Consider the following 24,127-nt stretch of genomic DNA (forward strand, 5'->3'; position numbering starts at 1 on the left):
ACGGCCGATGGGCCGGTTTCAGCACCCTGTACGGGTGGTGAAACCGGCCCATCTGCGTGATCCGCGCCGCGTCGGGGCATACGTGCTACCTGCCCTCTCGATCATGTCGAGGACGACAAGCGTGGGAGGTACGTCCGTGAGCAACACCCTCTTCAGGACGAAAAGGGTCGAACAATCGATTCTGGACACCGAGGAACCGGAGCACGCGCTCAAGAAGTCGCTGTCCGCTCTGGACCTCACCGTCTTCGGTGTCGGTGTCATCATCGGCACCGGCATCTTCGTCCTCACCGGCAAGGTGGCCAAGGAGAACGCGGGGCCTGGCGTCTCGCTGGCCTTCGTCGCCGCGGGTGTCGCGTGCGCGCTGGCCGCCCTCTGCTACGCGGAGTTCGCGTCCACGGTCCCGGTCGCCGGGTCCGCGTACACGTTCGCCTACGCGTCCCTCGGTGAGCTGCCCGCCTGGATCATCGGCTGGGACCTGGTCCTGGAGTTCGCGCTCGGCACGGCGGTGGTGGCCGTCGGCTGGTCGGGCTACGTGCGCTCGCTGATGGACAACGCGGGCTGGCACATGCCCGAGTCGCTCAGCGGGCGCGAGGGGGCCACCGGGTTCGGTTTCGACATCCTCGCCTCAGCACTGGTGCTGGTGCTCACCGCCATTCTCGTCATCGGCGTGAAGCTCTCCGCCCGGATCACCACGCTGGTCGTCGCGATCAAGGTCACCGTCGTCCTGGTCGTGATCATCGCGGGCGCCTTCTTCATCGAGGGCAAGAACTACTCGCCCTTCATCCCCAAGGCACAGGCCGTGGAGGCGGGCAGCGGCATCAAGTCACCGCTGATCCAGCTGATGTTCGGCTGGGCGCCGACCAACTTCGGCGTGATGGGCATCTTCACCGCGGCCTCCGTCGTGTTCTTCGCCTTCATCGGCTTCGACGTGGTCGCCACGGCCGCCGAGGAGACGAAGAACCCGCAGCGGGACATGCCGCGCGGCATCCTCGGCTCGCTCATCATCTGCACCACGCTCTACGTCCTCGTGTCGATCGTGGTCACGGGCATGCAGCACTACAGCGAGCTGTCCATCGACGCCCCGCTCGCCGACGCGTTCAAGGCCACCGGGCACCCCTGGTACGCGGGCTTCATCAGCTTCGGCGCCGCCGTCGGGCTGACCACGGTCTGCATGATCCTGCTGCTCGGCCAGACCCGTGTCTTCTTCGCGATGAGCCGTGACGGACTGCTGCCGCGCTTCTTCTCCCGCGTGCACCCGAAGTTCCGCACCCCGCACCGGCCGACCATCCTGCTCGGTGTGATCATCGCGATCCTCGCGGGCTTCACCAGCCTCAGCGAGCTGGCCGAACTGGTCAACATCGGCACGCTCTTCGCCTTCATCGTGGTCGCCGTCGGCGTCGTCGTGCTCCGCCACACCCGCCCCGACCTGCCCCGCTCCTTCCGCACCCCGTGGGTGCCGTGGGTGCCGATCCTGTCGGTGCTCGCGACGCTGTGGCTGATGCTGAACCTGCCCGCGGAGACCTGGCTGCGGTTCGCGATCTGGATGGTGGTCGGCATCGTCGTCTACTTCCTCTACGGGCGCAGGCACAGCCTCATGGAGCGCCGCCCGAAGACGGGTACGGACGGCACCCGGACCCCGCCCGGCGGCACGGCCGGGTAAGCACCCGGCGATGTCCGTACGGGCCCCGTGCCTCCCGCGTCCCGGCGGGCGGGCACGGGGCCCCGTACGTTCCCGAGCCCACCCGAACGCGCGAGGCCTGGTACGTGGCGGTCCGGGCTCGCGGCGGTGTGGGGCCCGGCGCGAGCCGGTCAGTCCTCGGGCCCCCGGCGCACGGTCCGGGGCCCCGTGACCTTCGCGCCCAGTTCGCCCACCCGCCGCCGCAGTTCGCGGTCGGCCGTGACGACCAGGCGGGGGCGGCCGGGTGCCGCGGCCACGAGCTCCACGATCCGGTCGTCACCGTTGCCCGGGGCCTCGTCCACCCGGACGCCGGGGATCGGGGCCACCCCCCGGGCGACGCCCTCCACGACGAGGACGATGTCCAGCGGACCGGGATGACCGGGCACCCCGGCCTCCGCGAGACCGGCCAGCCGGTCCCGGAGCCGCACGGCCGCCGCGCGCCGGTCGCGCCACCAGCCGTCGGGCACGGATCCGACCACATTGGCACCGTCCACGATGAGCAGAGTCGTCGTCATGGCTTCACCCTGCCAGAGGCGGCCACCGGCCCGGCCGCGCGTCATGACGGACACGGCCTCGGCCACGAACGGCTTCCGCGCCGGACCGCCGCGCGGCGCCACATGCCGGCGGGCGGCTGACGGGTGCGGGGCGTCGGACCCGGTGAGAGGCATCCCCCGGATCACCGGGCGGGCCGCCCCCGATTAAGGTGATCCGGTGAACGTCGACTGGCTCATACGCGGTCGCGACGGCAGGCTCAGTGTGTACCTGCTGTCGGAGGCCACCGTCCGCTGCCGGGCGGAGCACGGACCCGGCGGCCCCTGGGGTTCCGCCCGCACCGTGGGGGGCGAACAGCGCCTGCACTCCGTACTGGCCCTGGGGCAGGGACCCGACCGCTACACCCATCTGGTCTCCTGGCGCCCCACGGTCAAGGGTGAGTCGGGTCTCGTGCACTCGACCCACTTCCGGCCGGACCTCGCCGCCCTCGACTGGAACCCGATCGGTCACCCCGACCGCACCGGGGACCGGACGGGCAACCCCGCCGTAGCGGTCGACGCTCAGGGGCGCGCCCATGCCTTCGTGCGCAACAAGGGCGGCGGGGTCAGCATGATCGCCCAGAAGGAGAAGGGCGGCTGGGGGCCCTGGCGCGACCTCAAGGGGCATGACGTACGGGGCGACCTGGCGGCCGTGACCGGGATGTCCGGCCGGGTCGAGCTGTACGCGGCCGTGGCGGGCGGCCTTCTGCACTGGAGCCAGGAGGAGCCGGGCGCGGTACCCGCCCTGGACGAGGCGCTGGAGGCACCGGTCCGCCCGGACACCCTTCAGGCGCTCGCCACCTCCGCCGGCTCCACCACGCTCTTCTTCACCGACGACTCGGGCGATGTGTGTGTCTGGCGTCCCGGCACCAGGCCGGTGCCCCTGCTGGCCTCGGCCGGCCCGGGTCCCGTCCGTGTCATCCGCTGCGAACTCGACGGCCACGACTGCACGTTGCTCGCCCAGCGCGCGGCGAGCGGCCGGGTGGCCTTCGCCGCCTATCCGACCGAGGACGAGTCGGCGGGCGCGTGGTGGACGGAGTCGGGGCCCGAACTCCCCGCCGACGCCCTGCTGTCGCTGACGGAGGACGAGGAGGGCCGGGTGGTCGCCGCGACGCTCTCCCCGGGAACCGGAGAACTCCGCGTCACCCGGCGCAAGGACGAGCCGGGGATCGCCCTGGAGGCCTGGCGCACCGTCTGACCCCGCCCACACGAACAAGGGCCCGGCCACCACCTGTTCAGGTATCGGCCGGGCCCTTGTTCGTCGGAGCAGGTCAGGAACTCCCCCCGGTGGCGGGCGACTTCTTCGCCGACTCGGGGATCGCGGAGTCGGTGCGCAGCGCCTTCCACAGGGTCGACGCCCGCGGTTCGGCCGCCACCACCCGGTTCGGGTCGACCTTGTCGTACGCCACCGGGAGCATGATCGTCTCCATGGTGGACGGGTCGACGCCGTTCATGCTCCGGCCGAACTCGGCCAGCGCCGTGAGCGAGGCGAGGTCGGAGTCGGTGGTGAGGGCCTGGGTCAGGCTGTCGGCGATCTTGTACGTCTTCGTCGGGCTGCCCAGCAGGTCCTGCTTCTTGATCTCGGACAGGAGCGCGATCATGAACTGCTGCTGGAGGCCGATGCGTCCGAGGTCGCTGCCGTCGCCGATGCCGTGCCGGGTCCGCACGAACTCCAGGGACTGGGTGCCGTTCAGCTGGTGCGTGCCCGCGGCGAGGTCGAGGCCGCTGGAGCTGTCGTGGATGTCCTTGTCGACGGTGACGGTCACGCCGCCTATCGCGTCCACCAGGTCCTTGAAGCCGGCGAAGTCGATCTCCATGTAGTGGTCCATGCGGATCCCGGAGATCTTCTCCACGGTCTTCACCACACAGGCCGAACCGACCTGGGAGTAGATGGAGTTGAACATGACGCGCTGCGCGGAGGGCACCTTCGAACCGTCCGCCTTGGTGCACTCGGGGCGGGTCACCAGGGTGTCACGCGGGATGCTGACCGCGACGGCCTTCTGCCGGCCCTCGGGTATGTGCATCACCAGCGCGGTGTCGGAACGCGCCCCGGAGACGTTGCCCGTCTTGAGGGCGGCGTTGGCGCCCGAGCGCGAGTCGGATCCGAGGACCAGGATGTTCTGCCCGGAGGTGGGCAGCTTCGCCGGCCGGTCGTCACCGATGGCCTTGTCGAGGTCGACGCCCTTGATGTTGCCGTCGAGGTCGCTGTAGAGCCAGTAGCCGGTGCCGCCGGCCGCGAGGACGAGGACGGTCAGACCCAGCAGGATCTTCCTGCCCGTGCGACGGCCGCCGGTGCGCTCGCGCTTGGCGCTCCGCCTTCCGCCGCCGCCCTTTCGCGGCGCTTCGGATGCGGGGGTCTGGGGCGTCGGGACATGGCTCATCCTGGTCCGGGTCCTAGCTGGTCGTGCCCTGGTACGGGCGGATGTCGATGGCTCGAGGACTCGGGTGGGGGAGTGGCCGGTCCGTGCATTGCCGGGCTGACCTGCACTATAGACACGGGTTCGGACGTATGTGCGTCCAGGGGCGCCGGTCTCGTCCCTGTGGCTCAGGACCGTAGGAGCCACCCTCTCGGGAGGTGCCGGACGAGCGATCCCGGGCGTGAAAGGCCGAGGACCGCCCGGTCAGGGGCACAAGACGGGCATTGCTCCCGACTTGATTGAAAGTTCAGTGAATCGCGTCTCACGTTTGTGTCTGACGGGGACAAAAAGTGGACAGCCAGTGGCTGAGATGTGAATATTCCGTGACGTGATCTTCTCGGTTCGGGGCCGGGTGGTCCGCCTGTGTGATCACTTTGGGTGCGAGGGGGGCCTCAGCCCTTTTCCGGAAGACGCTGAGGAGCCGTGGTGAGCCCGGGTAACCCCGAGAACAGTGCCCTGGTATCGACATATCGATCCCTGGTGCCGGTGCGGGCACGTCGGCGCATCGTGCGCCGTGTGCCGCGCCCGCTGCGAGTCGCGGTCGTATGTACCCTCTCGGCCCTCGACTCGATCCGCTCGGCTCTGGCGAAAGCCGCGCTGGGCCGGCGCCACAGTCCGGCACTGCGCGATGGCCGCGCACCGATGCGCGTCGTGCAGTCCGCCGACCGGCACGTCCTGGCCACGGTGGTCCCGGGCGCCACCGAGTGGGCCGCTCGGGCCAGGAATCTCCATCTGCTGGTGGCGGTGCTGGAAGACGCCGAGATCGACTACTTCGCCGTGCGCGGCAACGGCAAGAACGTGCCTTGCGTGGCTGTTCCCGCCGTGTTCCGTGATGACGTGGAGGAGGTTCTCCTGCTCGTCTTCGGCCGCAACCCCGGCTACGTCAGCGCGCACGCAGGGGGGCAGCCGCGGAACGGAGGGTCGGCGAAGACCTGGCGCAGGCTCCGCTCGGAGCAGGTGCTCCGCCTGTGCTGGAGCGTCTGCGACCCGACGGAGAACCTCGTCTTCGGCCACGAATCGGGATGTGATCTGGAGTTCTGGGAGGAGGCCGACGGGCAACTGGTCGCACCGCGCCCCAACGCAGTGGTCGCGAGCACGCCGGTGCGCGGTGAACGTCGTCGCGTCGAGCAGCGACTCTTCAGCCCTGTTCCGTCCCTGTACGGAACGGGCCGGACCCGTACGCTTCCCGAGTTCACCGCTCCGCTGATCAGCGACCACCTCTACCCGATCGACCTCGTCTACACCTGGGTCGACGACTCGGACCCGGTCTGGCGCAGGCGCAAGGAAGCGGCACAGCGGAACCTGACCGCAGGTCCGACCTCGCTGCACGAGCAGGCGGCGAACGACGCGCGCTTCACGAGCAGGGACGAGCTCCGGTACTCCCTGAGGTCGGTCCATCAGTACGCGCCCTGGGTGCGGAACATCTTCCTGGTGACCGCGGGACAGGTTCCCGGCTGGCTGGACATCGAGTACCCGGGCCTGCACGTGGTCGATCACCGGGAGATCTTCTCCGACCCGGACGCGCTGCCCACCTTCAACTCCCACGCGATCGAAAGCCAGTTGCACCACATTCCCGAGCTCGCCGAGCACTTCCTCTACTTGAACGACGACGTGTTCTTCGGGCGGCCGGTGCTTCCGGACCACTTCTTTCATCCGAACGGACTCACCAAGTTCTTCATGTCCAAGGCGCTGATCCCGACCGGCCAGATCAAGCCGGAGGACCTTCCCGTGGACGCCGCGGGAAAGAACAGCCGCGGTCTCATCGCCCAGGAGTTCGGCACGGTCATCTCCCAGAAGATGAAGCACACCCCGCACGCCCTCAGGCGCAGTGTCCTCTCCGAGATCGAGGAGACCTACGCGAGGGCCCACTGGGTGACCCAGCACGCACGGTTCCGTTCCCCGTACGACGTTCCCGTCGCCTCGTCGCTGCACCATTACTACGCGTACAACTCCGCCCGCGCCACGGTGGGCGACCTGCGCTACGTCTACATCGACATCGGTGACAGCAAGGCGGAGCAACGGATGAACCGGCTGCTTGCCCGGCGTGACTTCGACACGTTCTGTGTCAACGACACAGTGGTGCCGGAAGACAGAGAGGCACAGGTGCGGATGGTGAGCCGTTTCCTCGACTCGTACTTCCCCGTCCCGAGCCCCTACGAGCGCACCGCCGGCGCCCTCGCTCCGCGGGTGGCCGCGCCGACGGAGCTGGAGGCCTTTCAGGCATGACCTCCTCTACGACGAAGCCTCTGACCACGTCCGGCGCGGCGGGAATTCGGCGACGCGGACTTCGTGGCCGCGTGGTGGCGCTTCGACTCTGGCTGATGCTGCATCTCTTCGTTCCGATGAAGAGAAAACGCAGCGCACAACTGCGCTACGCGGCCGTTCTCGACGGCCAGACCGTGAATCTGCATGCGGTCCTGCCCCCCGGCGTGCCCATGCCCGAGCGTGCGACAGTGATGCTTCGCCGGGGCCGCAGGCGGCACCATGCGCAGGCGCATGTCTACCGAGGCCCGGTCGACGAGGTCCTCGTGGACGCAGCTGTTCTGATGGGTGCGGAAGTCGGCGGGATACCCATCGGCACCGGAAAGTGGAAGCTCAGGCTTCGTATCCACGCAGGGCGCCGGTCCCGGTCCGTGGCGCTGCTGCTCCTGGAGCCCCCGGTACCTTATGAGGGCCCGACCAAACCCATGACGACATCCCGTATCACGGGAGTGCGTTATCGCGTCGGGCGCACCGTCACCGGTACCGCACGGATCGTCAGCTCGGATCCCGTGCCGGCTGTCGAGGTGTCCAAGGTGCACATGTCGCATGCCGGAGTCACCGTGGACTTCCGGGTGCTGGGTACGGAAGTCGAGCGCCCCTGGACGGAGTTCGTCGCTGCCGGACGCCAAGTCCGCCAGCCTGCCCAACCGTTGGGGCCCGGTCTCTTCAGGACCGAAGTCCCACTGGACCGGATGGGACCACGCTCCTCGAGGCCCGAACACTGGGACGTCGTGCTGTGCCAGGAGGCCGGCTCCCCCTTGAGGCTGGGGCGCCGGCTGCACGACGTCCGCAACCCGCGACGTGTCTTCGCGATGCGCAGCATGGCCATGACTCCCGTCGGCCGCACACCCTTGATCGTCCAACCGCGCTATACCCCCGCAGGAAATCTTCGAGTCACCTGCACGCGCATGCCCGAGGCAGGCTGAACCCCAGAAGTGAAGATCACATTCCTGCTGACCACCGCGGACGCCGTCGGTGGCACCGAACGCGCCGTCTTCAACCAAGCCACCGAACTCGCCGTCCGGCACGAGGTCCGCGTCCTCAGCGTCTTCAAGAGCAGATCAACGCAATTCTTCGCGCCTGGCGAGCGTGTACGCCTCGACTACCTGGTCGACATCACCGGGGAGACTCCGCGGCCACTGCGTTCCAGCACCGTGGAGGAGGAAGTGTGGGCGGGGCTGTCCGCCCGGCCGAGTGAAATCGTCGACCGGTCCTGGGAGTCGGCGTTCAACCGTCTCACCGACCTCGAGCTCGAACTCGCCCTGCAGCAGACGGACACCGACATTCTGATCACCACGACTCCCGCGCTGATGGCGCTGGCAGTCCGTCTGGCTCCGGCCCGGGTGATCACCGTCCACCAGGAGCACCGTGTCTCCGAGTTGCGGGGCACAAGCGGTGAACCGCTGCTCCGCCATGCCGCGCGGCTGGACGCACTGGCGGTCTTGAGCGAGCGGACCCGGGAATGGTTCGCCGAGACCCTGGGCGCGGCCGCTCCTCGTTTGGAGGTCGTGCCGAACGCACTGCCCAGCGGGTTCCGGCCGCGGTCGACCCTTGAGACCCGAACGGTCGTCATCGCAGGCCGGCTCGTCGCGGAGAAGCAGATCGACCATGCCCTCACCGCTTGGGCGACGGTGACGCAGCAGCACCCCGACTGGCAGTTGCGCGTGTTCGGGGACGGACCGCTCAGTGGTGCCCTGCGCCGCCAGATGGACATGCTCGGGCTGCACGACTGCGTTCAGCTCAACGGCAATTCACCGAACCTTGCGGAGGAGTGGGCCAAGGCCGGCATCGCCCTGCTCACCTCTCGGAACGAGGCATTCGGACTGGTCCTCGCGGAAGCGCAGGCGGCAGGTGTTCCCGTCGTCTCCTACGACGCGCCCAACGGCCCGCGGGAAGTGGTGATCGACGGGGAGACCGGCATTCTGGTACCCCCCGGTGACATCGACTCTCTGACCTCGGCTCTGCTGCGGCTGATCGAGGATTCGGAGCTCCGCCACCGTATGGGCGGCGCGGCGCTGGCCTCTGTCAGACGGTTCTCGCCCTCGGTGGTCACCGCTCAGTGGGAAGAGATGTTCCACGAGCTCATCGCAGAGCGCGACCGTGGGCGCAGGGCGATGGTGAAGGCCGAGCGCCAAGCGGTCCACGCCCACCTGAGCGGCCCTGAGGGAGGCGTGTCGGCGGCGCCTCCGCCTCCTCCCGGATCGGTCCGTTCGAGCGATCAGCGGGCCTTGGAACAACGCTTGCTGAACAAGCGAGGCATGGTCCAGGACGGCGGTCAGGTGTGCGCACTGCTCGAGTGGCAGTCGCCCTGGGACGTGGTTCAGGCGAATCTCGCGCTCGCGGCCAACGCCTTGGAAGGCGCGGACATTCCGTACATGGTCATGCGCGACCACATGGTGCGGCATTCGGTCGCCGTGCACCGCTCCTACCAGCAGGCTGTTTTCAAGGCGCTGGCCGAGCGGTATCAGGACGAGGCCGTCTACACGTCCGTCCTCAACGAGGCCCAGAAGACGGTGGCGACGGCTCTCGCGGCTCTGATCGGTCAGTACTCCGAGGACCCGTGCTCCGGCATCAGCGTCTACCAGAGTGTGGTGTCGCCGTCACGGACTCTGCGTCTTGGCGCGGTCTACGGTTGCCTGATCACGTTCTGGGACGACGAACCCGACGAAACCGGGTACCTCAAAAGCCCGTCGCGGACTCTCATCGGTGACCGAGTTCCGCTCAGCGCCATGCGCCGTACCCCCATGAGTCTGGGTGGTCGCCGTTACCCGACGATCGTGCCTTTCGGACAGACGCTCCATGGAGACATCGACTTTCCCGTGGACGCTGTCTACACGTGGGTGAACGGTTCCGATGTCGCCTGGCTGGAGCGGAAGAATTCCGTCCTGGCCGGTCTGGGAATGGACACTCAGGACGCGGCCACGAGCGCGGCACGCTTCCGCGACCGGGACGAATTGCGTTACTCCTTGCGGTCGATCGACATGTACGCACCGTGGATCCGCAACATCTACATCGTCACCGACAAGCAGGACCCGAAGTGGCTGGACCTGTCGCATCCCCGTGTGCGGGTCGTGGACCACACGGAGATATTCGGCGACAGAGGGGCGTTGCCCACGTACAACTCCCATGCCATCGAAAGCCAGTTGCACCATATCGAGGGTCTGGCAGAGCATTTCCTCTACTTCAACGACGACGTTTTCCTCGGGCGGACCGTGCAGCCCGGCATGTTCTTTCTCGGCAACGGTCAGGCCAGGCATTTCATGTCGCCCACAGCCGTGCCGATGTCACCGTCGTCGAACGGGGACGAGTTCAACATCGGTGCCGCGAAGAACAATCGGTCCCTGATCGAGCGCTCTTTCGGGCAGACACTGGTGCACTCGTTCCTGCACGCTCCTCATCCCTTGCGGCGCAGCATTCTTGTCGACATCGAGCGGGAATTTGCGGAGGAGATCGCGGTCGCCGCGAGTAACCAACTGCGTGATCACAGCGATGTGTCGGTGGCATCGTCCCTGCACCACTACTACGGATTCCACACGCTGCGCAGCGTGCCGGGAAGCATCTCCTGCGGGTTCGTCAATGTCGGACTCGCCGAGCACGGTCCTCGATTGCAGCGCATTCTCACGGCGCGTCCCCATGACGTATTCTGTCTGAACGATTTTCACGACGGGGATGTGCCGGAAGAGGAACAGGACGCAATCCTGACTGCTTTCCTCCCGAGCTATTTTCCAGTGGCCAGTCAGTTCGAGACGGGGTCCACCCGAAATCTGCGTGCCCATGCCGGCTATCTTTCGGAATGGCCGCTGTGACCAATTTTGACCTGGTAGAAGAAAGAGATCTGAGCGTGTCCAGCACTGCCTCCGTCCTGCAGATCGTCGCGCACCCGGACGACGACCTGTTCTTCATGAACCCCGCCACCTTTCAGACGGTCAAGGCGGGTACGCCCACCACGACCGTATATCTGACCAACGGGGACTCGGACGGCCGAAACCGCAGCCCTTGGCAGTTGACCGCGCCCGTCGCGGACCAGGAGGCATACGGGAAGGCGCGACAGAACGGCATTCGAGCCGCCTACGGTGCCATGGTGTTCGGTGACCGCACGGCAGCGTGGACATCGTCCACGCTGCCCACGGAGGACGGGGCCGTCGCCGAGGTCTACACCCTCACGGACGCGCCATGGATCAAGCTGATCTTTCTCAACATCCGCCAGCACGGGATTGAGGGCGGACTGCCGCGCAGCCTCCACGTTCTGTGGCAGGGGGAGGAAGAGCGCGTCCGTACGCTGGTGGTGAGCGGCGGGATCGTGAACGAACAGCACTGGTACACGCGTTCCGGCCTGGTCGACACCTTGGTCCAGATCCTCGACCTCACCCGACCGACGCTGGTCAGGACCCTCGACCCGGACCCTGACCGCCTCGTTCACGACGAACGGTTCCCGCAGCGTTACGACTTCGGCGATCATGCGGACCATTGCGACCACACCGCAGCCGCACTCTTCGCGTCCCTCGCGCTGGAACAGTACGAAGGTCCTGACGAAGGCCGCACTTTCGTCGTCGAAGCCTTCCGGGGCTACTACAACGAACGCTGGCCCCACGGTCTCGGTACCACGACGGTGTCCCTGAAGGAGTACTTCCTCAACATCTACGGTGCCGCGGACGGGTACGACTGCGGCGATCCCGCGGGCAGTGGCGACTACGCGGTCGGCCTCAGCGCACGCTCCACGGGCTGGGTCCAGAGCACTACGCCACGCCATCCGAACGGACCCTGGCTCGGGCTGGACGCACGTGGTCGGCTGACGGCGTTCGCCGTGGTCAACCAGCAGGCAGCGCTCTGGCTGGAGTCGCAGGCGGGCAGCGGCCAGTTCCGTGGACCGTTCCTCCTGGGGGGTGGCCCGCTGTCGCCGGGGCTGACGGCGAGCCTCACCCCGGACGCCCGTTGGCAGGTCTTCGCCCGGCGCATGTCCCACATCGGACCGGACCACGCGCACCGACGCGAGATCGTCGTGCTCGAGCAAGCCGAGCGGGACGGGGTGTTCACCGACTGGAGCATTCTGGGCAACCCCAGCGCGGGGCAGCCCGGACGTGATCGCCATCTGGGTGTGCCGGCTGTCACCCGTGACGCTCTGGGACGCCTGCACCTCTTCGTCCGCAACGCGGGACAGGGACTGCACACCCGTATCCAGGAGACGAACGGCGCCTGGGGCAAATGGACCGATCTGCGTGGCCATGAACTGCAGGAAGGGGTCTCCGCGCTGACGGCGCCGAACGGTCGTGTAGAGATCTTCGCCGCCAGCAGAGAAGGAGTCTTCCACTGGGTCCAGGGTCGTCATCAGGAGGAGTTGCTGCGTGCTCCCCGTTTCCGGCTCAAGGTTCCGGCCTCGCCCGCCACGGCCGTGGTCCAGCCGAACGGCAGGGTCATGACCGTGTTCCGGCAGCCCGAGACGGGACGGCTGCTCATGGCCGAAGAGGACACGCCGGGCGGCCGGTGGAGCAAGCCGCCTGTGTCGATCGGTGGACGAGGCGGCTACGGCGCGGTCGCCTGTGCCGCGAGCCCGGACATGGAGCTCGGGACACTGGTGGCCACCCTCAGCGACCTGGGCGGCGTCGCCTATCGGTTCGTTCCCGGTGGTCATCCCTGGCAGGAACTGTCCACCGATGCCCTCGGTGGACCGCCGGCGTACGCTCCGGCCGCGGCCTTCGACACGCTCGGCCGTGCGTGGATCGCCGTGCTGGGTGTGGACGGGCGTTTGGCCGTCGCCCGGCAGGCCGGCCGGGGATCGGTCGGGTTCGACGCCTGGCAGGTTCTCGGCTGAAGCCTGACGTCGAGTGACCCGGCGTGGCGCCTCGAACCGGCGCCGCGGAAGGCGACCATGACGTGCTGATCACTCCTCCGACCGCTTTCGCGCTGCACGGCGCAGGGCGGGTCGGCCCGGTGGTGATGGGACGGGCGTGCACGGGTGAGTGTGATGCGGCAGCCCGCCAAGGCGTGCCGCGGACGGTTCCGCTGCCGGTGTGTGACCGGCTCCCGGACCGATGTGCAGAGCAAACGAGGAAGGAAGAGGGAAAGCGTGAGGAGGATCTGCGTCCCGGGCAACTCCGTCGCCGCCTGGGCGGCGGAGAAGGAAGCACCGTTCGCCCGCTGGGGCCAGTACTTCGGCGAGTTCCTGAACGACTTCCATGAGGGGGAGGCCCGGGAGGACGAGCAGGCTGCCACGACGCCGGTGGCCGTACCGCCCGCTTCCTCCCGATGCCCAGTCAGTTCGAGGCGGGTCCACCGCGCAATCAGATGTTCCACAAGGGACGTCTTCCTGGATGGCTGCTATGAGTTTTAGTCTCCCTGACCTGAATCGTCCCTCTTCTGCCCCGGAGCGAGGAGAACCCGACGGCGTGGAGCCCGCGGGGGAACCCGTCGCGAGGCCCTCGCTAGTCCAGGTGCTGGCGCATCCGGACGACGACCTGTACTTCATCAACCCCGACCTGCAACGAGCGCTGGAGACGGGGCACCGGGTCACCAGCGTGTATCTGACGGCCGGGGAGGCCGACGGGCGCAACATCGACACCCGCGATCTCAGCCGGATGGACGGCGAGCCGGACTTCGAGGGGTACGCCGAGGCGCGCCAGCAGGGACTGCGCGCGGCGTACGCGGACATGGTGACGGGTGACCGCGAGAGCGAGTGGGCGCGTGACGTCTTCATGTTCTCCACCGGTGTGACGGTGGACCGTTCCACCCTGGTGGCCGCACCGCATGTCCAGCTGGTCTTCTTCGGGCTGCGGATGATCGACCCCGAGAGCGAATTCCCGGACGACGACGTACTGCCCGTCCAGCTGACCGAGCTGTGGAACGGGGAGATCTCCGCGCAGCCCACCCTGATCGCCGCGGAGTCGCCGCTGCGCCGGACGCAGGAGATCAGCAAGGACGGGCTGCTGCGCTCCCTGGTCGAGCTGCTCCACCGCGCGCGCCCCGACCAGTTCTGGACCATGGACCCCGACCCCTGGCACACGGACTGGAACGAGGAAGAGGGGCCGAAGTCCAGCGATCACCACGACCACACCGCGACGGCACAGTTCGCGTTGGCGGCGCTGGAGCGCTACATCGGGGAGGGCGGCGTGCCGCCCCTCGTCGACAACTGCGTCGGCTACGGCAACAAGCACTGGCCCAGCAACCTCACCGAGGACGCCTGGGCCGAGAAGAAGCGCGTGCTCAACGTGTACACCTCCGCCGACGGACACGTCTGTAGCCGCCGCTACTGCGGTGACCGGCAACTGTCCGACGGCGCCGACATCCGTCGCTACGGATGGAGTACGAGGGCCCGGTACGAGGGCGGCACCGACTGGCTCCATCTCCAGGCCGACGGCCGGCTCGCCGCGTACGCCGTGCTCGGAGGTCGGGCTGCGGTCTGGACCGAGAGCAAGCCGGGCAGCGGCACCTGGGACGGGCCGGATCTCCTTCCCGGCCACGGGCTGACCCCGGCGCTGGCCCTGGCACCGGACAGTACGGGCGGCGTGCACCTCGTCGGCCTGCGTCGCACCCCCGGACCGGACGGTCAGGTGGACGTGGAGGTCGTCCGCATGTGGCGGCAGGCCCACACAGGCGAGGTGCTGCCCTGGGAGAGTGTCGGCAACCCCAACGAGAGGTCGGAGGACTGGCGGCGCTGCCGGGAGGTCGGAGTTCCCGAGGCTGTTGCAGAGCCCACGGGACGACTGCATGTGTTCATGCGCAACTTCGGGTCCGGTGTCAGCGCCCGTCGTGAGACCGACGAGGGCTGGGGGCGCTGGGAGGACCTGGGCGGCCGCAACATACAGGACTGCCTGACTGCGGTCCTGAAGTCCACCGGGCGGATTGAACTGTTCGCCGCGAACCGCAGCGGCGGTGTGCACTGGTACCAGGAGGCCGTGTACGGCCCGTACAAACTGCAGGACGGTGTGACGTCGGCCGACCCGGACGCCTGGCGGCCCGTCGGTGGACTCACTCCGGTGCAGATCGGACGCTCGCGCATGGTGTTCTTCTACCGCGAGGAGGACTCCGGAGAGGTGCTGTGCGTGCGGCAGCGACCTGACGGCCGATGGAACGGACGTGTCGAACGGCTCGGCGGTCACGGCGGGACCGGCAGGATCGCGGCTCTGCGGCAGCAGAACGCCCGTCAGGACTCCATCGTCCTCGCGCGCCGCAACGCTCGGAACCGGCTGAGCACTGCGGTTGTCGCCACCCAAGGGCAGGGGGAGACACCGCAATGGACCGACCACGACGTACTGATCGCGCGTCCGCCTGCCCTGGCGCTGGACCACGCGGGGCGGGTCGTGGTGGCGGTGATGGGCCCCGACGCGCGGGTGAGAGTGATGCGGCAGGCCACGCGAGATGCCGCCGAAGGTTTCGGGCCGCCGACAGTCGTGTGACCGGCTTCCGGAACCATGTACAGAGAAATGATGAAGGTATGAGGAAAAAATGAGGAAGATCCGCATCTTGGGCAACTCCCTGGCCGCTTCGCGGGTGGAGAGGGAGGCACCGCTCGCTGGCTGGGGCCAGTACATCGGTGAGTTCTTGAACGAGGGCTACGAGGTGCACAACTACGCCCGTGATGCCATGACGTTGCGCGGCTACTACGCCGAGCGTTTCGCCGCACTCCTCACCCTCCTGCAGCCCGGCGATCTGGTGATCCTCGCCTTCGGCCACGTCGAGCAGCGCATCAACGAGCCGCGCCGATACCACGGACCGCGCGAGTACAAGGAGTACCTGCGCCTGTGCGTCGACGCGATCCGGGTCGAGGGGGGCATTCCCGTGCTGCTCACCCCGGAGGCCCGCTGTGTCTTCGACGAGGCCGGGAACATTCTGAATACTCATGACGAATACCCCGAACTCACCCGCGAGGCGGCGGCCGAGACCGGCGCTCTGCTGGTCGACATGAACGAGTACACGACGACGATGCTCGCGGAACTCGGGCCCACGCGAGCGCGTCGGCTGTTCCGCTGGATGGACCCGGGCGAACACCCGAACCACCCCGACGGGGTCGTTGACTCCACCCACTTCAACACCCAGGGAGCGCGCGAGGTGGCGCGGCTCACGGCCGTCCGTTTCCTCGAAACCCCGGGCCTGCCACCGGACATGGTCAACCCGCAACTGGTGACGCCCGGCGAGACACCCCCAGTGCTCACCGAGTTCATGGTGAGCAATCCCGAGATGGCCCTCACTCTGACGCCGAGCCTGCTGGGTATGGCGGACTTCACCTCGCCCGCGCCTGGGCAACTCGTCGGTGCCATGTGCAAGTTGGCGGGCACCACACCCGTGGGAACCGACTACATCCTCTTCTACGAGCAGGGCCGTTACCTCGGTGGCACCGCCGTCTCCGTCTCGGGGACGTGGCAGTGGCGCCGAACCGTCAACTGGAGCGCGGGCCGGCACAGCGTGGAGGCGCTCGCAGTCAAGGGCGATGCCGTCTCCTGGACGTCCGTGCTCGAATTCGAGGTTCTCGACCACGTCGAACCGCCGCAGGTCGAGGGCCCCAAGCCGGACGTTTTGAGCGGCCCACGCCCGCGCTTCTTCGGCAAGACTGCCCGCGGCACGACCAAGGTGATGGTCCTGGAGCAGGGCCGACTCATAGCCGCGGCACCCGTCAAGGCGGACGGAACCTGGCAGGTCACCCACGCCCACGACTGGCGCCCGGGTACCTACACCGTCGAGTTCGTCGGGATCTTCAGCGCCATCCACTCCGAGCCCGCCTCGCTGACGCTGCGCGTGCACGGCATCCCCGAGGACAGCTGGCTGCACACGTCGCTGGCGTCCCGCCACTCATGCACGGGCGAGTGCGCGCACTACCCGGTGATGCCGACCTGGTGAACTGACGCCTGAAGTTCGACGCCTGACGTTCCGGATATGAATGCGAAAGTGGGCCTCCGCCAGAAGCGGAGGCCCACTTTCCTGTATGCCGTCAGGCCGTTACGCCGGAACCGACGCCACGCCCGCGTCCAGGAAACGCTTCCCGGTCACGCGCTCCGAGACGCCCTCGCGGTCCAGGTACGGCGTGATGCCGCCCAGGTGGAAGGGCCAGCCCGCGCCGGTGATCAGGCAGAGGTCGATGTCCTGGGCCTCGGCGACGACGCCCTCGTCGAGCATGAGGCCGATCTCCTGGGCCACCGCGTCGAGGACCCGGTCCCGCACCTGCTCCTCGGTCAGGACGACGTCGCCCTGCTTGAGGAGAGCCGCGACCTCGGGGTCCAGCTCCGGCTTGCCGGAGTCGTAGACGTAGAAGCCGCGCTTGCCCGCCTTGACGACGGCCGCGAGGTTCGGGGAGACCGTGAAGCGGTCCGGGAAGGCCCGGTTGAGGGTCTCCGAGACGTGCAGGCCGATCGCGGGGCCGACCAGTTCGAGGAGGACCAGCGGGGACATCGGCAGGCCGAGCGGCTCGATGGCCTTCTCGGCGACCTCGACCGAGGTGCCCTCGTCGATGACGTTCTGGATCTCGCCCATGAAGCGGGTCAGGATGCGGTTCACGACGAACGCCGGGGCGTCCTTGGTGAGAACCGCGGTCTTCTTCAGCTTCTTGGCGACGGCGAACGCCGTGGCCAGCGAGGCGTCGTCGGTCTGCTCGCCGCGCACGATCTCCAGGAGCGGGAGGATCGCGACCGGGTTGAAGAAGTGGAAGCCCACGACCCGCTCGGGGTTCTTCAGCTTCGACGCCATCTCGGTGACCGACAGCGAGGAGGTGTTGGTGGCGAAGATCGCGTGCGCCGGGGCGACCGCCTCGACCTCCGCGAACACCTGCTGCTTGACGCCGATCTCCTCGAAGACGGCCTCGATGACGAAGTCGGCGTCGGAGAAGCCCTCCGCCTTGTCCAGCACACCGGAGACCAGGGCCTTCAGGCGGTTGGCCTTGTCCCGGTTCACGCGGCCCTTGAGCAGCAGCTTGTCGATCTCGGCGTGGACGTAGCCCACACCCTTGTCGACGCGCTCCTGGTCGATGTCCGTGAGGACGACCGGGACCTCCAGGCGGCGCAGGAAGAGCAGGGCGAGCTGGCTGGCCATCAGGCCCGCGCCGACGACGCCCACCTTGGTGACCGGACGCGCGAGCGACTTGTCCGGCGCACCCGCCGGACGCTTGCCGCGCTTCTGGACCAGGTTGAACGCGTAGATGCCGGAGCGCAGTTCGCCACCCATGATCAGGTCGGCGAGCGCCACGTCCTCGGCGTCGTAGCCCTTCTGGAGGTCGCCGTCCTTGGCCGCGGCGATGATGTCCAGCGCGCGGTAGGCGGCCGGGGCGGCCCCGTGCACCTTGCTGTCGGCGATGAACCGGCCACGCGCGACGGCCTGGTCCCAGGCCTCGCCGCGGTCGATCTCCGGGCGCTCGACGGCGATCTCGCCCTTGAGGACGGCGGCCGTCCACAGCAGCGACTGCTCCAGGAAGTCCGCACCCTCGAAGAGCGCGTCGGCGATGCCGAGGTCGTAGACCTGACCGCCCTTGAGCTGCTTGTTCTGGTTGAGCGAGTTCTCGATGATCACCGAGACGGCCTTGTCCGCGCCGATCAGGTTCGGCAGGATCGTGCAGCCGCCCCAGCCGGGGACCAGACCGAGGAAGACCTCGGGCAGCGAGAACGCCGGCAGGGCCGCGGAGACGGTCCGGTACGAGCAGTGCAGACCGACCTCGACGCCACCGCCCATCGCCGCGCCGTTGTAGTAGGCGAAGGTCGGGACCGCGAGGCCCGACAGACGCTTGAAGACCTCGTGGCCGCCCTTGCCGATGGCGAGCGCGTCCTCGTGCTTCTTCAGCAGCTCGACACCCTTGAGGTCGGCGCCGACCGCGAAGATGAACGGCTTGCCGGTGACACCGATACCGACGATCTCGCCGGCCGCGGCCTCCTTCTCGACCTGGTCGACGGCGGTGTTCAGGTTCGCCAGCGACTGAGGACCGAAGGTGGTCGGCTTGGTGTGGTCGAAGCCGTTGTCGAGGGTGATGAGCGCGAAGCGCCCGGCACCGAACGGCAGGTCGAGGTGGCGTACGTTCGCGGACGTCACTACCTCGTCGGGGAACAGCTCGGCTGCGCCCTTCAGGAGTTCAGCGGTGGTCACTTGTCGCCTCCGGCGTCCTTGTGGTGCGGGTTCTCCCAGATCACCGTGGCGCCCATGCCGAAGCCGACGCACATGGTGGTGAGGCCGTAACGGACCTCCGGCTGCTCCTCGAACTGGCGGGCCAGCTGCGTCATCAGACGGACGCCGGAGGAGGCGAGGGGGTGGCCGTACGCGATGGCGCCGCCGTACTGGTTGACGCGCGCGTCGTCGTCGGCGATGCCGTAGTGCTCCAGGAAGGCGAGCACCTGGACGGCGAAGGCCTCGTTGATCTCGAAGAGGTTGATGTCCTCGATCGACAGACCGGCCTGGGCGAGGGCCTTCTCGGTGGCCGGGATCGGGCCGTAGCCCATGACCTCCGGCTCGACGCCCGCGAAGGCGTACGAGACCAGGCGCATCTTGACCGGCAGGCCGTTCTCGCGGGCGAAGTCCTCGGAGGCGAGGATCGACGCGGTCGCACCGTCGTTCAGACCGGCGGCGTTACCGGCGGTGACCCGGCCGTGGACGCGGAACGGGGTCTTCAGGCTGGACAGGTTCTCCAGCGTGGTGCCCGGACGCATCGGCTCGTCGGCGGTGACCAGGCCCCAGCCCGTCTCACCGATCTCCGCGTTGGTGTTGCGCACCGAGATCGGCACCAGGTCCTGCTGGATCTTGCCGTTGGCGTACGCCTTGGCGGCCTTCTCCTGCGAGCGCACGGCGTACTCGTCGGCGCGCTGCTTGGTGATGGTCGGGTAGCGGTCGTGCAGGTTCTCGGCGGTCATGCCCATGAACAGGGCGGACTCGTCGACCAGCTTCTCGCTGACGAACCGCGGGTTCGGGTCCACGCCCTCGCCCATGGGGTGACGGCCCATGTGCTCGACACCGCCGGCGATGACGACGTCGTACGCGCCGAAGCCGATGGAGCCCGCGGTGGCGGTGACGGCCGTCAGGGCGCCGGCGCACATGCGGTCGATGGAGTAGCCGGGGACCGACTGGGGGAGCCCGGCGAGGATGCCGGCCGTGCGGCCCAGGGTCAGACCCTGGTCACCGATCTGCGTGGTCGCGGCGATGGCGACCTCGTCGATCTTCTTGGGGTCAAGACCGGGGTTGCGGCGCAGCAGCTCCCGGATGGCCTTCACGACGAGGTCGTCGGCGCGGGTCTCGTGGTAGATGCCCTTCGGGCCCGCCTTGCCGAACGGGGTGCGGACGCCGTCTACGAAGACGACGTCCCTGACGGTACGAGGCACGATGGCTCTCCTCCAGATGCGGGATGGCACTGCTGCGCGACACACGCCTGAGCGCGCGCTCAGCACCCATGCTACTTACGAGTAACCAACCTGCCCAGTCCCGCGGGCGGGAGCGGCGAAGGTCACATCCGGAAGGCCTACGCGTTCCGGCCCGGCCACTCGCGAGCGGGCGGCCGGCGCCGGGCCGCCGCCCGGGGTCCGCCCCGCCGGCCCTCGCGCCGGACGGTCCGTCCGCGGCCTTCCGGCCTGCCGTCACGCCGCTTCACCAGAGTCGGACACCCAGGAAACGGCCGCACGCGGACGCCCCAGGATCTTGGCGTGATCTCGTCGCCCGTTCGACGGGCCGATTCCCCTTCGAGGACCCGTCCGGCGCGCACCGGGAGAGCCGGCACACGCCCCGGGCGGCGCACACGGTGGGGCACGACGGACATGCCGGGCGCGCGGAGTGCTTCCGGCACACGGAGCAACCGGAGCGCGCGCCGGACGTCCGGCGCGCACCCGGCGTACAGGCGGCGCACGGTGCACACGGGCGCGCGCCCGGTACGGTCCTACGCCCGGCACGGCACGGTTCTACGTCCGGCCCGGCACAGTTCCACGCCCGGCACGGTCCTACGCCAAACGGGTGGCCGTACGCCGGGTGCGCCGATACGCCCGAGGCGCGGCCCGTACGCCATGCCCGCCGTCGAGCGGGGAGACCGCCGCCGTGGAGAGGCACTCCGGGCCGTCTCGGGTTCCGGTCCGGACCGCCCCGGGCACAGCGCCCCCGGCGGGCCGGGGCGTCCCGAGGGTCCGGTCGTCCTAGGCGGTCTTCACGGACAGCGCCGTCACCAGTTCCGGCGTGACCAGCTCCACCTGCCAGGGCCGCGCCCCGCAGGCGGTGAGCGCCGCGCCCACCGACTCCGTGTCCGGTGTCGTGGGCGGCTCCCAGCACACGCGCCGCACGGTGTCCGGGGTGATCAGGTTCTCCTGTGGCATGTTCAGCCGGTCGGCCAGCGCCGACACGGCGGCCCGCGCGGCGGAGAGCCGGGCGGCGGCGGCCGGGTCCTTGTCGGCCCAGGCCCGCGGCGGGGGAGGCCCGGTCACCGGCTGGCCGGGCTGGGGCAGCTCGGCGTCCGGCAGCGCCTTCGCGCGGTCGACCGCGGCCTGCCACTGCTCCAGCTGGCGCCGGCCCATGCGGTGCCCGAAGCCGTTCAGGGCGGCCAGGGCCTGCAGGTTGGCGGGCACAGCCAGCGCGGCTTCGACGATCGCCGCGTCCCCGAGCACCTTGCCCGGCGAGATGTCCCGGCGCTGCGCGACGCGGTCGCGGGTCTCCCACAGCTCCCGGACGACGGCCATCTGCCGACGGCGGCGCACCTTGTGCATCCCGGACGTACGGCGCCAGGGGTCCTTGCGCGGGGGCGCGGGCTCGGCCTGGGCGATGGCGTCGAACTCCTGCCGGGCCCACTCCAGCTTGCCCTGCCGGTCGAGCTCCTTCTCCAGGGCGTCGCGCAGGTCGACCAGCAGTTCCACGTCGAGCGCGGCGTAGCGCAGCCAGGGCTCGGGCAGCGGGCGGGTCGACCAGTCGACGGCGGAGTGCCCCTTCTCCAGGACGAAGCCGAGGACGCTCTCCACCATGGCTCCGAGGCCCACCCGGGGGAACCCGGCCAGGCGTCCGGCCAGCTCGGTGTCGAAGAGGGTGGTGGGGATCATGCCTATCCCGCGGAGGCAGGGCAGGTCCTGGGTGGCGGCGTGCAGGACCCATTCCGCCCCGGAGACGGCCTCACCGAGACCGGACAGGTCGGGACAGGCGACGGGGTCGATGAGCGCGCTGCCGGCGCCCTCGCGGCGCAGCTGCACCAGGTAGGCCCGCTGGCCGTACCGGTACCCGGAGGCGCGCTCGGCGTCGACGGCCACCGGGCCGGAGCCGGCGGCGAACGCGGCGATCACCTCGGCGAGCGAGGTCTCGTCGGTGATCACCGGCGGGATGCCTTCTCGGGGCTCGAGCAACGGGGTCGGCGCCGATTCGACGTCGTCCGGAGGGCCGCCTCCGGTGGTTCGCAGTGAGCTGTCTGCTGCGGTCTCTTGGGCGTCGGTCACCTGTCAAGGGTATCTGTGGATGGACGACGCCCGTCGACGGAACGTTCCGTCGACGGGCGTCGGATGGTCGTAAACCAGTCAGGTGAGCGCAACACGGGGTTCACGGGCCGGGAGTCGGCCAGGGGGCCGGGAGGCCGTTCGGTGTCGGGGTGGGATGCGGGCAGGAGGGTGGTGGGGGAGGGGTCAGTGGATGATTCCGGTCCGCAGGGCCACCGCGACCATTCCGGCGCGGTCGCCCGTGCCGAGTTTGCGCGCGATGCGGGCGAGGTGGCTCTTGACGGTCAGTGCGGACAGGCCCATGGAGACGCCGATGGCCTTGTTCGACTGGCCCTCCGCGACCAGGCGCAGGACCTCGACCTCTCGGCCGGACAGTTCGCGGTAGCCGCCCGGGTGGCTCGGGGAACCCGGGGGGCGGCGGTGCATACGGGCGGCGGCCGAGCCGATGGGCGCGGCGCCGGGCCGGGTGGGGAGCCCGACGTTCGTACGGGTGCCGGTGACGACGTAGCCCTTGACACCGCCCGCGAGGGCGTTGCGTACGGCGCCGATGTCGTCGGCGGCGGAAAGGGCGAGGCCGTTGGGCCAGCCGGCGGCTCGGGTCTCGGAAAGGAGGGTGAGGCCGGAACCGTCCGGCAGGTGGACGTCGGCGACGCAGATGTCACGCGGGTTGCCGATTCGGGGACGGGCCTCCGCTACGGACGACGCCTCGATGACGTCGCGCACTCCGAGCGCCCACAGATGGCGGGTGACGGTGGAACGGACCCGAGGGTCGGCCACGACCACCATGGCGGTCGGCTTGTTCGGGCGGTAGGCGACCAGGCTTGCGGGCTGCTCGAGGAGAACGGACACCAGGCCTCCTGGGGTGCGGGACGGGACCGGCTCTGGGGGGCGAGCCAGGACGAACCGTGCTTTCAAGGTCACAGACGTCTTCGGCATCAAACCTGTCGACCTTTAGGGAATGATCACGATGGGGTGAGTAACAATCCGCGCAATTCGGACGCGCGATCGATCATCCGAAGATCGAACCGAGTCGTTCCGCGTCGTTCCGCGTCGATACGCGGCCGAAAGTGGTCGTATCGATATGCGGCCGGTAAGGAAACGGAAAGGGCGCGCGCGTCGGCGCGCGCCCTCGCGGGGGTCAGCGGGACTGTGGTCCCCGGCGCTGCGGCAGGGTGACCACCGAGGCGTCACCCGGAGTCACCGGCGGCAGCCCCGCGACCTGGCACAGCAGGTCGCACCAGCCGGCGAGGTGCGCGGCGGTGTCCGGTACGCCGCCGAGCCCCTCCCGGGGGGTCCAGGACGCGCGGATCTCGATCTGCGAGGCGGCCGGGCGTTCCGCGAGCCCGCCGAAGTAGTGCGAGCTCGCGCGCGTGACGGTGCCGCTCGCCTCGCCGTACGAGAGACCGCGGGCCTGGAGCGCGCCGGTCAGCCATGACCAGCAGACCTCGGGGAGCAGTGGGTCGGCGGCCATCTCCGGTTCCAGCTCCGCGCGGACCAGGGTCACCAGACGGAAGGAGCCCTGCCAGGCGTCGTGCCCCGCCGGGTCGTGCAGCAGGACGAGGCGGCCGTCGGCCAGATCCTCGTCGTCGGCGACGACCGCGGCCTCCAGCGCGTACGCGTACGGAGCCAGGCGCTGCGGTGGTCGCGTCGGGTCGATCTCGATGTCCGGCCGCGGCCGCGCGGCCCGCAGCGCTTCGACGGCCGCCCGGAAGGGCAACGGGGCCGTCTCCGCCGCATTCCTGTCCTCCTCCTTCTTCTCCTTCGCGTCGTCCATTCCGCCAGCGCCGTCCGACAGTCGTCCCTGAGCCGCAGCCATGCCGGGAAGATTAAGGGGAACGGAGCCCGCGCGCAGGGAGAGACACCCGTGCGTGGGACCCCTGTCCGGATCGT

At 69.1% G+C, this 24,127-nt stretch carries 15 protein-coding genes; 8 read left to right on the forward strand and 7 right to left on the reverse strand.

The window, feature by feature from the left end:
* The first annotated feature begins 136 nt into the window (after positions 1 to 136).
* The gene (locus OG410_RS31075) at positions 137 to 1,660 is read left to right on the forward strand and encodes an amino acid permease (protein ID WP_329302114.1); all 1,524 of its coding nucleotides are present in this window, start codon (positions 137 to 139) and stop codon (positions 1,658 to 1,660) included.
* Between the two features lie 149 nt (positions 1,661 to 1,809).
* Here the strand turns inward: OG410_RS31075 and OG410_RS31080 are convergent, their stop codons facing one another.
* A complete protein-coding gene (locus tag OG410_RS31080; protein ID WP_329302115.1) occupies positions 1,810 to 2,193 on the reverse strand; it encodes an NTP pyrophosphohydrolase in 384 nt (127 codons plus the stop codon).
* 196 nt (positions 2,194 to 2,389) lie between these two features.
* Between OG410_RS31080 and OG410_RS31085 the strand changes: the two genes are divergently transcribed.
* Positions 2,390 to 3,406, forward strand: a complete 1,017-nt coding sequence (locus OG410_RS31085) for a hypothetical protein (protein WP_329302116.1) — start codon at positions 2,390 to 2,392, stop codon at positions 3,404 to 3,406.
* Between the two features lie 73 nt (positions 3,407 to 3,479).
* Here the strand turns inward: OG410_RS31085 and OG410_RS31090 are convergent, their stop codons facing one another.
* On the reverse strand, positions 3,480 to 4,589 hold the full coding sequence (locus tag OG410_RS31090) for an LCP family protein (protein ID WP_329302117.1): 1,110 nt from the start codon (positions 4,587 to 4,589) through the stop codon (positions 3,480 to 3,482).
* A 459-nt stretch (positions 4,590 to 5,048) separates the two neighbouring features.
* Here OG410_RS31090 and OG410_RS31095 point away from each other — a divergent pair, with 459 nt between their 5' ends.
* From OG410_RS31095 to OG410_RS31120, 6 genes are all read left to right on the forward strand, one after another.
* Positions 5,049 to 6,851 carry a stealth family protein gene (locus OG410_RS31095; RefSeq protein ID WP_329302118.1) on the forward strand — a complete coding sequence of 601 codons (1,803 nt, stop codon included), beginning with the start codon at positions 5,049 to 5,051 and terminating at the stop codon, positions 6,849 to 6,851.
* Positions 6,852 to 6,946: 95 nt separating this feature from the next.
* Entirely contained in the window at positions 6,947 to 7,813 is an 867-nt protein-coding gene (locus OG410_RS31100; RefSeq protein WP_329302119.1) for a hypothetical protein, read from the forward strand.
* 9 nt (positions 7,814 to 7,822) lie between these two features.
* Positions 7,823 to 10,693 (forward strand): stealth conserved region 3 domain-containing protein, encoded by a 2,871-nt coding sequence (locus OG410_RS31105; RefSeq protein WP_329302120.1) that lies wholly within the window; start codon positions 7,823 to 7,825, stop codon positions 10,691 to 10,693.
* A 35-nt stretch (positions 10,694 to 10,728) separates the two neighbouring features.
* Positions 10,729 to 12,696 (forward strand): PIG-L family deacetylase, encoded by a 1,968-nt coding sequence (locus tag OG410_RS31110; protein ID WP_329302121.1) that lies wholly within the window; start codon positions 10,729 to 10,731, stop codon positions 12,694 to 12,696.
* Positions 12,697 to 13,270: 574 nt separating this feature from the next.
* Positions 13,271 to 15,277, forward strand: a complete 2,007-nt coding sequence (locus OG410_RS31115; RefSeq protein WP_329302122.1) for a PIG-L family deacetylase — start codon at positions 13,271 to 13,273, stop codon at positions 15,275 to 15,277.
* Positions 15,278 to 15,326: 49 nt separating this feature from the next.
* Complete coding sequence (locus tag OG410_RS31120) at positions 15,327 to 16,715, forward strand: GDSL-type esterase/lipase family protein (protein WP_329302123.1); 1,389 nt, start codon at positions 15,327 to 15,329, stop codon at positions 16,713 to 16,715.
* Between the two features lie 99 nt (positions 16,716 to 16,814).
* Here the strand turns inward: OG410_RS31120 and OG410_RS31125 are convergent, their stop codons facing one another.
* The 5 genes from OG410_RS31125 to OG410_RS31145 all read right to left on the reverse strand — a co-directional run bounded on the left by OG410_RS31125 (position 16,815) and on the right by OG410_RS31145 (position 24,053).
* Positions 16,815 to 18,941 carry a 3-hydroxyacyl-CoA dehydrogenase NAD-binding domain-containing protein gene (locus OG410_RS31125; protein ID WP_329302124.1) on the reverse strand — a complete coding sequence of 709 codons (2,127 nt, stop codon included), beginning with the start codon at positions 18,939 to 18,941 and terminating at the stop codon, positions 16,815 to 16,817.
* A complete protein-coding gene (locus OG410_RS31130) occupies positions 18,938 to 20,164 on the reverse strand; it encodes a thiolase family protein (RefSeq protein WP_329302125.1) in 1,227 nt (408 codons plus the stop codon). The genes OG410_RS31125 and OG410_RS31130 overlap by 4 nt, the downstream gene beginning before the upstream one ends.
* 798 nt (positions 20,165 to 20,962) lie before the next feature.
* Positions 20,963 to 22,240 carry a ribonuclease D gene (locus OG410_RS31135; RefSeq protein ID WP_329302126.1) on the reverse strand — a complete coding sequence of 426 codons (1,278 nt, stop codon included), beginning with the start codon at positions 22,238 to 22,240 and terminating at the stop codon, positions 20,963 to 20,965.
* A gap of 183 nt (positions 22,241 to 22,423) precedes the next feature.
* Positions 22,424 to 23,086, reverse strand: coding sequence for a response regulator transcription factor (locus OG410_RS31140; protein WP_030605794.1), 663 nt, complete (start codon positions 23,084 to 23,086; stop codon positions 22,424 to 22,426).
* Between the two features lie 289 nt (positions 23,087 to 23,375).
* On the reverse strand, positions 23,376 to 24,053 hold the full coding sequence (locus OG410_RS31145) for a DUF3000 domain-containing protein (RefSeq protein WP_329302127.1): 678 nt from the start codon (positions 24,051 to 24,053) through the stop codon (positions 23,376 to 23,378).
* Between the last annotated feature and the right edge of the window lie 74 nt (positions 24,054 to 24,127).

Source organism: Streptomyces sp. NBC_00659 (assembly GCF_036226925.1).
In the GTDB taxonomy this organism is placed as follows: Bacteria; Actinomycetota; Actinomycetes; order Streptomycetales; family Streptomycetaceae; genus Streptomyces.